The 13956-nt window shown below is 40.2% G+C and carries 11 protein-coding genes; 5 read left to right on the top strand and 6 right to left on the bottom strand.

The annotated features are described in order from the left end of the window. Positions 1 to 6: 6 nt before the first annotated feature. From ATK78_RS00370 to ATK78_RS00355, 4 genes are all read right to left on the bottom strand, one after another. Entirely contained in the window at positions 7 to 708 is a 702-nt protein-coding gene (locus ATK78_RS00370) for a CoA transferase subunit A (protein ID WP_133574089.1), read from the bottom strand. Positions 709 to 927: 219 nt separating this feature from the next. Beyond that, positions 928 to 2016, bottom strand: coding sequence for a PQQ-dependent sugar dehydrogenase (locus ATK78_RS00365; RefSeq protein ID WP_133574088.1), 1089 nt, complete (start codon positions 2014 to 2016; stop codon positions 928 to 930). A gap of 121 nt (positions 2017 to 2137) precedes the next feature. Continuing rightward, positions 2138 to 4510, bottom strand: a complete 2373-nt coding sequence (locus ATK78_RS00360) for an endonuclease MutS2 (protein WP_133574087.1) — start codon at positions 4508 to 4510, stop codon at positions 2138 to 2140. Positions 4511 to 4512: 2 nt separating this feature from the next. Next, on the bottom strand, positions 4513 to 5109 hold the full coding sequence (locus ATK78_RS00355) for a DUF4296 domain-containing protein (protein WP_133574086.1): 597 nt from the start codon (positions 5107 to 5109) through the stop codon (positions 4513 to 4515). Between the two features lie 71 nt (positions 5110 to 5180). Between ATK78_RS00355 and ATK78_RS00350 the strand changes: the two genes are divergently transcribed. The 5 genes from ATK78_RS00350 (at position 5181) to ATK78_RS00330 (ending at position 12058) form a co-directional block, all read left to right on the top strand. After that, positions 5181 to 5876 (top strand): YggS family pyridoxal phosphate-dependent enzyme, encoded by a 696-nt coding sequence (locus ATK78_RS00350; protein WP_133574085.1) that lies wholly within the window; start codon positions 5181 to 5183, stop codon positions 5874 to 5876. Continuing rightward, positions 5866 to 6354 (top strand): GNAT family N-acetyltransferase, encoded by a 489-nt coding sequence (locus tag ATK78_RS00345; RefSeq protein ID WP_133574084.1) that lies wholly within the window; start codon positions 5866 to 5868, stop codon positions 6352 to 6354. The genes ATK78_RS00350 and ATK78_RS00345 overlap by 11 nt, the downstream gene beginning before the upstream one ends. Positions 6355 to 6408: 54 nt before the next feature. Continuing rightward, a complete protein-coding gene (locus ATK78_RS00340; RefSeq protein ID WP_133574083.1) occupies positions 6409 to 7683 on the top strand; it encodes an aspartate kinase in 1275 nt (424 codons plus the stop codon). Continuing rightward, on the top strand, positions 7676 to 8857 hold the full coding sequence (locus ATK78_RS00335; protein ID WP_133574082.1) for a class I SAM-dependent RNA methyltransferase: 1182 nt from the start codon (positions 7676 to 7678) through the stop codon (positions 8855 to 8857). Before ATK78_RS00340 ends, ATK78_RS00335 begins: the two co-directional genes overlap by 8 nt. Positions 8858 to 9061: 204 nt before the next feature. Further along, positions 9062 to 12058 (top strand): glycosyltransferase family 117 protein, encoded by a 2997-nt coding sequence (locus ATK78_RS00330; RefSeq protein ID WP_133574081.1) that lies wholly within the window; start codon positions 9062 to 9064, stop codon positions 12056 to 12058. Between the two features lie 181 nt (positions 12059 to 12239). Here the strand turns inward: ATK78_RS00330 and ATK78_RS00325 are convergent, their stop codons facing one another. Further along, complete coding sequence (locus tag ATK78_RS00325; RefSeq protein ID WP_133574080.1) at positions 12240 to 12878, bottom strand: peroxiredoxin; 639 nt, start codon at positions 12876 to 12878, stop codon at positions 12240 to 12242. A gap of 83 nt (positions 12879 to 12961) precedes the next feature. Then, complete coding sequence (locus tag ATK78_RS00320; RefSeq protein ID WP_133574079.1) at positions 12962 to 13885, bottom strand: DUF72 domain-containing protein; 924 nt, start codon at positions 13883 to 13885, stop codon at positions 12962 to 12964. Positions 13886 to 13956 lie beyond the last annotated feature (71 nt).

Below are 13956 nucleotides of genomic sequence, written 5' to 3'. Positions count from 1 at the left end.
CAGGGATTAATTTTTAGTTCTAACGGTACGTTGTTCGATTCTTTTTTCATAATCAGAACCCTGAAAGATTCTGTGGACATACACACCTGGTGTATGGATGTGATCCGGATCAAGTTCTCCCGGTTCTACCAATTCCTCTACCTCTGCAATGGTAATTTTTCCGGCCATAGCCATTACCGGATTAAAGTTACGGCTGGTAGACCTGAATACCAGGTTACCGGCTTTGTCGCCCTTCCATGCTTTTACTAATGCAAAATCTGCATCAAAGGCATACTCCATTAAGTAATCCTTACCATTAAAATTACGAATCTCTTTGCCTTCTGCAACTTCAGTACCTACCCCTGCAGGCGTAAATATTGCGGGCATACCGTAGCCGGCAGCCATGCATCGTGTAGCCAATGTTCCCTGAGGGATGAGTTCTACCTCAAGTTCACCGCTTAACAGCTGTCTTTCAAATTCAGCATTTTCGCCTACATAGGAAGAGATCATTTTTTTTACCTGGTGCTTTTTCAGCATCAGACCGATGCCAAAATCATCTACACCAGCATTGTTTGAAATGCAGATCAGGTCTTTAACACCTTTTTTTACCAATGCCGAAATGCAGTTCTCTGGAATCCCGCATAACCCAAAACCACCAAGCATGATGGTTTTACCGTCACCGATATCTCTGATCGCCTCATCGGCACCAGAAACCACTTTGTTTATCATACAGTTTTTATATTTTGTCGCTAAATTAAAATTTAAAAATTTACAGAACAATTTATTTAGCTATTTCTATAATTTGAACAGACTATTTTATGATCCGATCTCTGGTTCCATTGCCCGCTGTAGTTTGTTTCTAATCAAATCCTGCCTATACTCACCTATTAACTATCAAAGAAATTATCCTGACTTCAGTCCCTGATTTTTAATTAATCCTACTATCTGCTATTTTGCTATTTCAATGATCCGATCCTGATTTCCGTTGCTGGTTGCAATGTAGATCTTTCCTTCTGGTGATTGACATATCGCCCTCAGTCTGCCAAACGCATTGACTAGAAAATCTGTGCTTTCTGCCACCTGTGTTCCGGCATCGTTAAGTTTAAGCTGGATCAGTTTAGACGCTTTTAAATTGACCAGCAGCAGGGAGTTTTTCCACTGGGGTATATAATCAGAATTGTAATAAGTAAGGCCGCAGGTAGCTATGGTGGGTGTCCAGGCCACAATCGGCTCTACTACATTATTAGTGGTACAAAACCCTTTTTCATTGGTTTCATTGCAATACCCTTCTACATTGGGCCATCCATAATTACGGCCTTTCTGTATAATATTAACTTCATCGTCATTATTTGGCCCATGTTCTGAAGAATAGATCTTTCCATTGGCTTCCACCAGCCCCTGTGGATTCCTGTGCCCGAAACTCCATACCCTGCTGCCTGCTGTAGGATTGTCTGCCGGAATTGAACCATCCAGATTTACACGTAATATTTTACCTGATAAAGAATTTAAATCCTGTGCATTAGGCGCATTGCTTGCATCACCTGTGGTAATCAACAACTTCTGATCTGCGGTAATGAGCAACCGGGAGCCATTGTGAATACTTGATGCGGGTATCCCATCAAGGATAACAAACGGTGAATTTAAGGTACCATTCGTATAGGTATAACGAACTACCTTTTCGCGATAGGTGCTTCCATAATTGTATACTACATAAACCCATGGATTGGTACTAAAAGCAGGATTTAAGGCCATGCCCAATAATCCGCCTTCACCATTTGATACCACCTCAGAGATGGTGAGCAATGGAGTAATGACGCCGGTCTCCGGATTTACCCGGCTAATCTTTCCAGACCGTTCGGTAACCCAAAGCTGGTTATCCGGCCCGTAAATAATTTCCCATGGCAGCGTTAATGCGGAAGTGACCACCCGTGTTTTTAATTCTGCATTGGGAAGATCTACTGTTCCATTAGATTTACTCTTTTTACAGGATGTTGAGATCAGGGCGAGCGCTAAAAGACTTAGTGTAAAGGCTTTCATAAGACATGGGTTTCATTTACAACACCTGAAACCATTTTATGTTTATCAGATCAAATCCTCTGTTTGCATTATTTACCAGATCAATGATTATATCTGGTAAATTAGCCACCAATACATTCGCTTAGTTAAAGTAAACATAAGTGATCCCATCTCCTCCCCGGTCTGCATGTTCATCCTCTACGCGGTTTACCTGGCTGTACTTTTTCAAGTATTCCCGGATTAGTTTTCTAAGTATCCCGTCTCCTTTACCATGAATGATCTTGATGAACGGAAAGCCCATCATAATAGATTTATCCAGGTATTTCTCTACTTCATGCAGTGCATTTTCTCCACGCATGCCACGAAGGTCCAGTTCTGCATTAAAGCTGGAGATAGCCTCAGAGATGCTCCCTGTATAGGAGTTGTTCTGAATTGCTTTTTTTGCCTGTTTGTTGCTGATCTTATATACCCTGTTTTTCTTGATTACAGATCTTAGATCACCAAGGGCTACCACCAAATTATCCCGGTTAATCTCCATCACCTGTCCGGTAGTTTCGCTGTTATTCAGTTGTACCCAGTCGCCTACTTCAATTGGTGTATTTAGCGGCATCACCACTTCCGGTTTTTTCTCCTCTTTAACGTGGTTTTGGACCATCACTTTTTGGAGGTTCTGCCGCAGTTGTTTGGTTACCTCCTTATCTGCCTGATTCTCTTTTATTTCAGCAATTGTATTTTCTACAAGCTTATTCGCATTTTTAATGATTGCCTGGGCTTCAAGCTTCGCTTCTTTAATCAGTACCTTTCTGTTTTCATCCAGGAAAAGTTTTAACTTTTCATTCTCTGCAACGAGGTTTTTTACTTTATTCTGCTGATTAGAAAGATTAAGCTTGGTATCATAAATCTGTTTTTTCTCCCGCTCTAGGTCTACCAATAAACTGTCTATCCGATTTTGATTGGTTCCTGTCTTTGCCCTTGCCAGGTCCAGTACTTCTTTTTGCAGGCCTATATTCTGAGCAATTTCAAACGCATATGAGCTTCCTGGCTTACCGATCTCCAGCACGTACATGGGCTTCATCTTGTCATTATCAAACAACATGGACGCATTTTCAAGTCCGGGGGTATTTCCGGCAAATAGTTTTAAGTTGGAATAGTGGGTAGTAATTACTCCCCTTACCTTCTTATTGTTCAGCACTTCCAATACGGCTTCGGCCATCGGTCCGCCAAACTGAGGGTCGGTACCTGTTCCAAACTCATCAATCAGCACCAATGATTTTGGTGTGGCATGTGCCACAAAGAACCTCATTTTAGTGAGGTGGGCACTGTAGGTACTTAAATCACTTTCAATGGACTGATCATCTCCAATGTCTGCAAAGATTTGCTCAAAGATCCCTACCTCACTGGATTCATGTACCGGAATCAGCAGCCCGGATTGCACCATCAGCTGCAGCAGTCCAACTGTTTTCATGCAGACCGACTTACCACCGGCATTTGGTCCGGAAACGAGTACGATCCTTAAATTCTCATTGATGTGAAAGTTTAAAGGAACAACAGTTTTCTTATCTTCTTTAAAGGAAAGGTACAGCAGCGGATGATGTGCATTGACCAGTTTTGTTTTTGCCTCCCTGATCAGGATGGGCATATCTGCATCAATTTCTATTGCAAAAAGTGCTTTTGCACGCACAAAGTCCAGTTTGGTTAAAAAGCCGTGGTAAGATAACAATAACGGTGTGTATGGCCGCAGATCGTTGGTTAGTGCGATCAATATTTTAATGATCTCCCTGCGCTTGTCAAATTCAAGGTCGCGCAGTTTATTATTGAGTGAGAATACTTCTTCAGGCTCAATGTATACAGTTTGTCCGCTGGCAGATTCATCATGAATAAACCCTTTAAGTTTACGCTTGTTCTCTGCAAGCACCGGAATACACATCCGCCCATCCCGAATGGTTAAGCTTCCATCAGCTACCCAATTGTTGCTAATGGCCTGCTTGTAAATAGAATCCATCCGTTTACGGACATCCTGCTCTGCCTTTGCAATATCTGCAATGATGGTTTGAAGTGCTGATGATGCATTCGGCTTGATCTTTCCTTTTGGATCCAGTACAGATTCTATCCGTTTAAGAATGTTCTTTTCTACCGGCAGATGTTCAAATAATGCTTCCAGATTTGGATATACTTCTTTTCTTTCTTCAAAAAAGCGGAGTACTGAAAAGACGGTTTGCAGGGAGGCATACATTTGATGCAGCTCATCTTCTACCAGGTATGTACCTTCAACACGGATCTTATCAGCCAGGCTTTTAATATCAAAAAAGGTACTGATCTGAAGGGGTTCCTGGTTTTCCAGGATGCTTTTAAATTCATTGGTTTGTCTCAGAAACTTATTGATCTGATCAAACTTTGTCATAACCTGCATTTTACCAACCATCTGCTGTCCCATCGGACTTAAGCAATGTTTGTGAATAAGCTGCCTGATCTCACTAAATCCTAAACGCTCTAAACAATTCTCGGGGTACAACATATTTATTTGGTAGCTACGCTATTTAATCTTGTTCTTTTCGATCTTTTGATCTGCTTTAATGAATCAGCACGCTTAATCGAATCGGTTCTTTTCTTCAACAAGAGCGTTTTTTGCTGTTTAGTAAGCTTAGCGCTCTTAACGTTTTTAATGGTATCTGCTTTCTTTACAGCTTTCACTTTCTTAAGGCTGTCCGTTGCTTTCTTCAAAGAGTCTGCCTTAATCTTTTGTTTGGCCATTTTGGCCATTTTTGCACTGTATAAGGAATCGGATTTAATGATGGTTGCCTTTTGTTTGTTTAAACCTTTGGTTACTTTACTATAGATCTCATCCAGCAGCCTTGGATTGGTATAATAGTAATCCATGCTCTTATTATACAGTGCAGAATCTATATTAAATTTTTTATAGATGCCTTTATAATAAGCTGTCGCTACACGTTTTGCAGAATCGATTGCTGTAATGCTTGATACATAACCATCTACCACATGGATATCATTCAGTACCAAGGCCATTTGGTCTGGCTGAATGATGTCTTTAGGTACTCCAGGCTTACATCCGGCAGCAAACAAAAATATAAAGTATAGATATAGTATTTTTCTCATTCTGCTTAAAACATGATTATTTCTTAGACAAAGTTCGCTAAGGTTGTTAATTTTACCAAAAATACTGATAAATGAGTATAGCAGACAACTTATTAAAATATAAAAGCGAATTGGATCAGGCTGGGGTGCAATTGATCGCTGTATCAAAATACCAGGAAGCGGATGCCATTCTTGAGGCCTATAACGCCGGACAAAGCGTGTTTGGTGAGAATATTGTACAGGAAATGGTAGAGAAGCAGGCACAGCTTCCTGCAGACATAGCGTGGCATTTAATTGGTCACTTACAAACTAATAAAGTAAAATACATTGCTCCGTTCGTTAAGCTGATTCAATCTGTTGACAGCTTAAAACTATTAATAGAGATTAACAAGCAAGCAGCAAAGAACAATAGGGTTATCGATTGCCTTTTGCAGATCTATATTGCTGATGAAGATACCAAGTTTGGCTTAGGCTTTGATGAAGCCATTGAACTGTTACGTTCTGAAGAGTTTGCTGCTTTAAAGAACATCCGCATAACCGGAATAATGGGTATTGCCAGTAACAACGCGCTTGAAAAACAAACCAGGGATGAATTTACAGAGCTGAAGGTTTTGTTTGACGGCATTAAAGCAAGCTTTTTCAGAAAAGAAGATTCTTTTAGAGAAGTATCTATGGGTATGTCTGGCGACTATAAGCTGGCTATTGAAGCTGGAAGTACGATGGTACGCATTGGCAGTAATATTTTTGGCAAAAGAAAGATCAAACATTACAAAGCAGATGAAAATTAACCTGAGAGTTGCTGAGCAACAAGATTGTATACGGTTGCTGGAATTGATCCATGAACTGGCGGTATACGAAAAAGCCCCGGAAGAAGTAACGGTTTCCCTGGATGAGTTTATTGAGGCCGGCTTTGGAGTACAACCAGTATGGAGTGCTTTTGTTGCTGAAATTGACCAGGTTATTGTTGGCTTTGCATTGTATTATACCCGGTACTCTACCTGGAAAGGCTGTCGCCTGTATCTTGAAGATTTTATCGTAACTGAAGATCAGCGTGGAAAAGGGATTGGTAAAATTCTTTTTGAACGGGTGATGCAGGAAGCGAAAGATAAAAACTTCAATGGAATGGTTTGGCAGGTGCTGGACTGGAATGAACCGGCGATAAATTTTTACAATAAATATTCTGCGTACATTGAATCGGGCTGGTTAAATGCATCTTTCTCCAAAGAACAAATTTTAGCGCTGAACGCCAATGGTACAGAAATATAATTCATAATAGATGAAAGGATTAAAAGCTAATTCTTTATTAAGTCAAACCAATTAATGGAAGTATATAAATTTGGAGGTGCATCTGTTAAGGATGCCGGGGGTATAAGAAACATTACCAATATCATTACCAACTGTAAAAAAGAAGGCCTACTGATCGTTATTTCTGCCATGGGCAAGATAACCAATAGGCTGGAAGAGCTTACTACTGCTTATCTGTTTGAACAGGATGATGTACAGCAGATCTTTGAAGAGATTAAACTTTTCCACTTTAACATTATTCAGGATCTGTTTCCCGATTCCAGTCACCCTATTTACGACGAGATCGTCAATTCTTTTGTTGAAATTGACTGGCTCCTGGAAGAGGAACCTACAGACGCACCGGATTATATTTATGACCAGATCGTTTCTATCGGAGAGATTGTTTCTACAAAGATCATTGCCGCATTTTTAAAAGATTCTGGTTGCCCGGCTATCTGGCTGGATGCCCGCAATTTTATTCATACAGACAACAGTTACAAAGAAGGCCAGGTAAACTGGGAAAAGACGGGGCAGGACATCCAAAAGAACCTGGTTCCGATGCTGGAGAGAAACATTGGCGTTACCCAGGGTTTTATTGGCAGTACCAGCGAAAATTTCACGACCACCCTCGGCAGGGATGGTTCTGATTATTCTGCTGCCATATTCTGTGCCTGTCTGAATGCCTCGGCACTAACCATTTGGAAAGATGTACCAGGTGTTTTAAATGCCGACCCGAAGTGGTTTGATGAAACGGAAAGGATTCCACAACTGTCCTATCATGATGCGATTGAGCTTGCTTATTATGGGGCAACGATCATCCATCCGAAAACGATTAAACCAATTCAAAACAAGAATATACCTTTATATGTACGATCTTTCATCCAGCCTGAAGCTGAGGGAACGAATATAACCGGTTTAAAAAACCATCTTCCCGTGCCTTCCTTTATTTTTAAAGTAAACCAGGCCCTGATCTCTATTTTTCCGAAAGACTTCTCTTTCATTATTGAAGAGAACCTGAGTGATATTTTCAACTTGTTCCACAAGCACAAGGTAAAGATCAATACCATGTTAAATTCTGCCATTAGCTTTTCTGTAAGCTTTGATTACGATGCTAAAAAGCTGGATGCACTTATTGCAGACCTGTCGCAGCAATTTAAAGTTAAATATAATACGGGGCTGGAACTGGTTACCATACGTTATTATAACCAGCAAACCATAGACCGGGTTACGATAAATAAGAATATTTTACTAGAGGTAAAAAGCAGGAATACCTGCCAGATTGTGATGAGGGACAAGGTAGCTATTGAATAAGCAGATCTTAAATAAAGAAGTTCAGGATTACATCAAAAAACACGTTAATGATGATGTTCACAGGATTGCTATGGCAAAAAGTCCTTTTAGGGACGTAGAAGCTAAAGATTTGGCCAATCAGATTGCTGCACGGAATAAAGCAGCTAAGAAATTACCTTCCTGGTATAAACAAGACTTTATCTATTATCCAGCCTTACTTTCTATTGAACAATGCTCTTCAGAAACAACAGCGGCCTATAAAGCCGGCCTGGCCAGGGGAAACCGTTTAATAGACTTAACTGGGGGCTTTGGTGTAGATAGCTTATATTTTGCAAAACGGATTGAACAGGTTACTCATTGTGAGATCAATGCCAGCCTCTCTGAAATTGCCGCCCACAATGCTTCCATCCTGCAACAAAAGAACATGCGTTTTCTTGCTGTAGATGGTATTGCCTTTCTTAAAGAATCCAATGAGTATTTTGATACCATTTACATTGATCCCGCCAGAAGAAGTGACACCGGAAAAGTATTCATGCTAAAAGACTGTAGTCCAAATGTGGTTGAACATTTGGATCTGATGCTGGATAAGGCAGACCGGATCCTGATAAAAACAGCTCCCCTTTTGGACCTTACTGCCGGTTTAAAAGAGTTGAAAAACGTTTCTGAAATACATATCGTTAGTGTAAAGAATGAATGTAAAGAACTGATCTGGATAATTGAAAAAGAACCGGCAGCACATTTAAAAATAGTCGCGGTAACGCTAAACCAATCCGTTAAGCAGTTCAGCTTCTTTAAAGATGAAGTGGAAGAAGAGGTACACTTTATTCAAGGCATGCCTGTTGGTTATTTATACGAACCTGATACCGCGCTATTAAAAAGCGGTGCTTTTAACCGGATTGCCAGCCGGTATAATTTAGAAAAGCTGGATCACAATACCCAGCTCTATACCTCGCCGGTAACCATAGCTGAATTTCCAGGCAGGATCTTTAAGATCAACCGGATTATATCTACGGGTGACTTAAAAAAAGAGAAAAATCTGATCGGTAATGTCATTGTGAGGAGTTATCCGGATAAAGCGGAGACGCTGGTTAAGAAGTATAAGATCAAAGCTGATAATTTAAAATTCCTGATCTTTACCCAGGTTAAAAACATGGGTAACCTAGTCATTGAAGCTGAAATTGTACAACATTATTAACGGCTTTTTTAGTATTGTTATCAACAATTCCTTACCGGCCATTGGCAATTTCATGCCTGGTAGGCCGCAATTCCTTATACGATCCTTAGCCATTGCATTGATCTTTCTAAATTTTAACATTCTTTAACAATCTTTAACATTTACAAAAACTTAACTTTCAATGTTTTAAGTATTTTTGGTTTAAACCTAAACCAACCTTAAAATATGAAATCCTATCAAAAGATCAATAACCTGACTGGCTTTGCACTATTTGGTGTAGCCGTCTTTGTGTACTGGATGACCATGGAGCCGACCCTAAGTTTCTGGGATTGCGGAGAGTTCATTGCTGCTTCTTTTAAAATGCAGGTTGGTCACCAGCCTGGCGCTCCATTGTTTTTAATGATCGGGAAATTGTTTTCTTTACTGGCTATTGGCAACACGGCCAAAATAGCCTACTGGATGAATTTTAGTTCGGTGATCTTTAGTGCCGCTACGGTCATGTTCCTGTATTGGACCATCACCAGGATCGCTTCTAAATTATATGATCCTGATAAAAAAAGCATAACGGATACACTGGCTATTGTTGCCACCGGTATTGTTGGTGCGCTATCTTTTACTTTTTCAGATACGTTTTGGTTCTCAGCTGTTGAGGCCGAGGTGTATTCCTTATCGATATTATTTACTGCCCTTGTTTTTTGGGCTATTTTAAAATGGGAAAGTAATTTAAACGATCGCTGGCTGGTGCTCATTGCTTTTATTATTGGTTTATCCATTGGTGCCCACTTGTTAAGTTTACTGGCAATTCCTGCTGTTGTACTGGTCTATTATTTTAAAAAGACTGATAAGATTAGTTTAACAGGCATTGTTAAAGCACTCGCTGTTTCCGGATTGATCTGGGCGGCTGTTCAATTTGTCATCATTCAATATTTTGTATTAATTGCAGCTAAATTTGACATGTTCTTTGTCAACTCACTCGGACTAAACTTTGGCTCTGGGGCACTGTTCTTCTTTATCCTCCTTATTGGATTGATCGCCTTCGGCATCCATTATTCCGTTAAACATAAATTATACAACCTGAACCTGGGCATGATCTGCCTTACTTTTGTTGTATTTGGCTTCAGTTCCTATTTTCTGATCATCATCCGCGCCAATGCCAAACCCAGCTTAAATCTGTCTAATCCAGACAATGCACTGTCGCTATATGGTTATTTAGGACGTACAAACTATGGTCAAACCCCGCTATTATACGGGCAGACCTTTGATGCCCAAACTACAGATGTTAAGGAAAAAGGGATTGAATATGCAAAAGGTAAAGATAAATATGTGGTATCCGGAAAATCACTTGAAGCCGTTTACGATAAGAATATCCTCTTTCCCCGTACTTACAGTAATAAGCCGGAACATGTAAATTTCTATAAACAGTGGCTTAATATTGCCGATGGACAAACTCCTTCTTTTGCACAAAACTTAAGCTTCTTTGCTTCCTATCAGATGGGTTTTATGTACTGGCGTTATTTCTTGTGGAACTTTGCCGGAAGACAAAATGATGCACAAGGTCAGGGTAATTTTATGGAAGGAAACTGGATCACTGGAATTAAGGCCATCGATGCGATACGGCTTGGAAATCAGGATCATTTGCCATTGAGCATTACGGACAACGAGGGCCATAATAAATTTTATGGAATGCCCTTGCTATTAGGAATTGCCGGACTGATCTTTTTATACCGTAAAAACAAGAAAGATACCCTGATCGTTACCACCTTATTTGTTTTTACCGGTTTGGCTATCATTGTTTACTTAAATCAGGATCCCCTGCAGGTTAGAGAACGCGATTATGCCTACGTAGGTTCTTTTTATGCCTTTACCATATTCATTGGCTTTGGGGTGCTGGCCATTCGGGAGTTACTTTCCAGGTTAAACACACCTAAACTAGCCCTTGTTGCCGCAACTGTAACCGGCCTATTGGCTGCTCCGGTAATTATGGGAATGCAAGGCTGGGATGAGCACGACAGAAGCGGAAAGACAACTGCGTTAGAATGGGCTTCCAATTATCTGAACTCCTGCGCGCCAAATGCAATTTTATTTACCAATGCAGATAATGACACTTTTCCGCTATGGTATGCACAAGAAGTGGAAGGGATCCGCACGGATGTGAGGGTGGTAAACCTCCAATATCTTTCTGATCACTCCTACATTGATCAAATGAAAAAACAGATGAACCAATCTGCCCCTCTCCCAATAAAAATGACCGAAGATCAATACAGAAAAGGAAGCCGTGAATATATGCCTTACGTTGATTATGGATTTACGGACAGTGTGGAATTAAAAGATCTTTTGGCGGTACTCACGTCAGATGATAAAGCAGATAAAGTAGAACTATCTGGCGGTCCGGACAACTTTTTACCTACAAAGAACTTTAAGCTAACGGTTGATGTAAAACAAGTGGTCCAGACCAATACCGTAGCAGCAAAAGATCAGGGTAAGATTGTACCAGTAATGAAATGGTCTTTTAATAAGAACTTTGCTGGAAAAGCAGACCTGGCCATGATTGACATCCTGGTGAACAACAATTGGGAAAGGCCGGTCTATTTTGGAACCTCCCTCTCTAAAGATACCTATATCGGCCTTGATAAATATCTTTACCTGGAGGGATATGCGTATCGGTTGCTGCCATTAAAAACAGACACGGTAATTACTGAACAACAGCGTTCTGATCAAACCAATTCTGATGTGATGTATGTAAACCTGATGCAGAAGTTTAGCTTAAAAGGATTTAAAGGGTCTAAATACATGGATCCTGAGAGCAGAAGGATTGCACAAAGCACCCTTTCTTTTGCCAATACATTAGCCAGCAATCTTTATCTGGAAGGAAAAACAGACAAGGCGCGCAACGTGATGGCCATGAGCATCAAAGATCTTCCATTAAAAAACTATTCTATAGAAGATACTTTAACCAAACTGCAAACCGTTCAAAACCTTTATCTGATCAATGATATTAAACAGGCGAATTTGATGGCCAAAGAAACACTGGACTACTTAGATCAGGAGCTTGCTTATATTGCCTCTATGGAACCAAACCGGTGGGATGCGTACTCAAGAAATATACAAGTCGGCTTTTATGTCATGAACGGATTGGCGGAGTTAACGGCTGCGAAGAAACAAACGGAGTTAAATAAGTTGATCAATGAAGTATCCAAAAGAATAGAACAGCGTTTTAGTTAATACAAAAATGCCTGGAACCAGCGTGTTGCTTGTTCCAGGCATTTAAGTTAATTCCGTGGTAATGCAGGATCTTTCCTCCAATTTGATACATCCACCTGTTGCATCGTTAATGATTATTATGACTTACGATCTTTAGCCATTTGCATATACACAATTACTAGTCTTCGTCTTTGACAGATGATTAGTCCTTATTGGGTTGCGGTGTAGTCCTTAAATAAGGCTTGATCACTTTATGTCCTTTAGGGAATCTTTCCGGAATGTCTTCAGTCTTGATGCTGTTCATAACCACTACATCATCACCATCCTGCCAATCTGCCGGAGTAGCTACGCTGTATTTAGCAGTCAGCTGTAAAGAATCTATAACCCGAAGTACCTCGTTAAAGTTACGTCCTGTTGAGGCCGGATAGGTCAGCATCAGCTTTACTTTTTTATCTGGCGAGATTACAAACAATGACCTAACCGTTAAGGTTTCTGATGCATTTGGGTGGATCATATCATACAGATCAGCAATCTTTTTATCTTCATCAGCGATGATCGGAAATTCAACACTGGTATTTTGAGTTTCATTGATATCGTTGATCCATCCTTTGTGTGATTCTGCAGAATCTACACTTAGTGCCAATACTTTTACGTTCCTTTTCTCAAATTCACCTTTCAATGAAGCTGTACGGCCAAGTTCTGTGGTACATACTGGCGTATAATCTGCAGGGTGAGAGAATAAAACGCCCCAGCTATCTCCTAAGAACTCATAAAAATCGATGTCGCCAATAGAAGTTTGTGCCTTAAAATTGGGAGCTGCGTCCCCTATTCTTAAACTCATAATTTTATATTTTTAGTGGTCAAATGATTGTGTTTAAATAACAGTTACAAGGTAAATAATAAAGTCTACAAATTAAGTATACTTTAAAACAATTCTCCTGTTTTTACAATAAACTGAATTTCAGGAACACGTGATCCTAAGTATTTATTGAACTGTTGGATGGTATAATTTGCTAAAATTGGCGTGTCTTTCTCATCGTGCTGGTGCAGGAAGAAATAAACTTTTTCCAATCCTTTATCCAGCCATTCTTTAATACGGGCGGTCCACTCGTCAATTCTTGCAAAGTCAGATGCCTGATATTCTTTTCCATTTCCTACAAACCGGATAAATATCTCTGGTATGGTCAGTTCCATATGTACACAATCTCTCCTGCCGCTTGCATCCGTGATTACGGCTCCTTTTTCCAACCGGGCCAGCATTTCAAATAACCGTGAGCGGATTGCCGGGTCTGCAAACCAGCTTTCATGCCTAAGCTCTACAAAGACCTTGAGATCAACAGGCAAATGTTTTAGGTAAGTTTCCAGTACCTCGAAATTATTTGGTGTAAAATTATCGCCAAGCTGAAGGAAACATGGACCAAGAAACTTACCGAACTCCGTAATGCTGGACAGATAAAGATCTGTTGGTACTTCGGCATCTTTTAGCCGTTTAATGTGACTGATGGTCCTGGAAAACTTCGGACAGAATACAAATCCATTGTTGGAGTTCTCTTCTGCCTTTATTCTCCATTTACGGATCAGTTCAGCATTGGGAATACTGTAAAAGACGGCATTGAGCTCAATGGAATTAAAGTGCTTTACATATTCATCCAGGAAATTGACTTCTTTGGTCTTCAGCGGATAGATCATATTTAACCATTCCTTTCTGCCCCATTTGGCACAGCCGATGTAAAAGGCGGGATTCTCAGCTGGTTTACCTGTTAACGTTTTAATGGTTTGCGCACCATCTTCAGGCAATTTAAAATTTATTGATGCAACCTGCTCGCCTGGCACCTTTCCAAAATCCATAGTTAAAATCTTTATCAATTAAAAACCCCGAAACTTAGTTAAAGTTTCGGGGTTTTTAAAATCGTGATTCG

This window comes from Pedobacter metabolipauper, from assembly GCF_004362715.1.
GTDB classification, from domain to species: Bacteria; Bacteroidota; Bacteroidia; order Sphingobacteriales; family Sphingobacteriaceae; genus Pedobacter; species Pedobacter metabolipauper.
The sequence above is the reverse complement of the archived record's forward strand: the minus strand, read 5'-3'. Positions and strand labels throughout refer to the sequence as shown.